The sequence below is a fragment of the Halomonas sp. ND22Bw genome, from assembly GCF_003011945.1.
GTDB classification, from domain to species: Bacteria; Pseudomonadota; Gammaproteobacteria; order Pseudomonadales; family Halomonadaceae; genus Halomonas; species Halomonas halophila.
Map to the genome: position 1 here is coordinate 1 of NZ_PXWD01000302.1, position 380 is coordinate 380.

At 64.5% G+C, this 380-nt stretch carries 1 protein-coding gene; it reads right to left on the bottom strand.

Annotation, left to right across the window (positions count from 1 at the left end; all coding sequences use genetic code 11):
- Nucleotides 1-380: hypothetical protein (locus tag CVH10_RS18175; RefSeq protein WP_219924788.1), on the bottom strand; the 380-nt coding region annotated here is incomplete at both ends.

Genomic DNA, 380 nt, shown 5'->3' on the forward strand with positions numbered 1-380 from the left:
ATGATCGCCTTCGCAGTCGATCTCGACGCGCTCCAGCAGCGAGCCGGTGCTGACGAGGTCGAGGACGCGATTGCCCTCGCCGATCGGCAGCAGGATCGCATCGAGCCTCCCGTTGATGCCGCCGATCATGTGCCCGAAATCGCCCGTGAAGCGGGCAGCATCGCCGCGCTCGCTCAACCGCCCCGCGGTGGAGGCGTCGATCAGGCGCTGGATCTGGCCGATGATCGCCTTGAAGTTCGTGCGCAGCAGCTCGAGCGTGTCATTGATGACCGCCTTTTTGCCGGGCAGCTGTTCCATCGGGGCGTCGAAGTCGCCCTCGGCGAATTGCTTGATGCAGGCCATCGCCTTCTTCTTCGCGGCGATGTGGTTGGCGACCATCA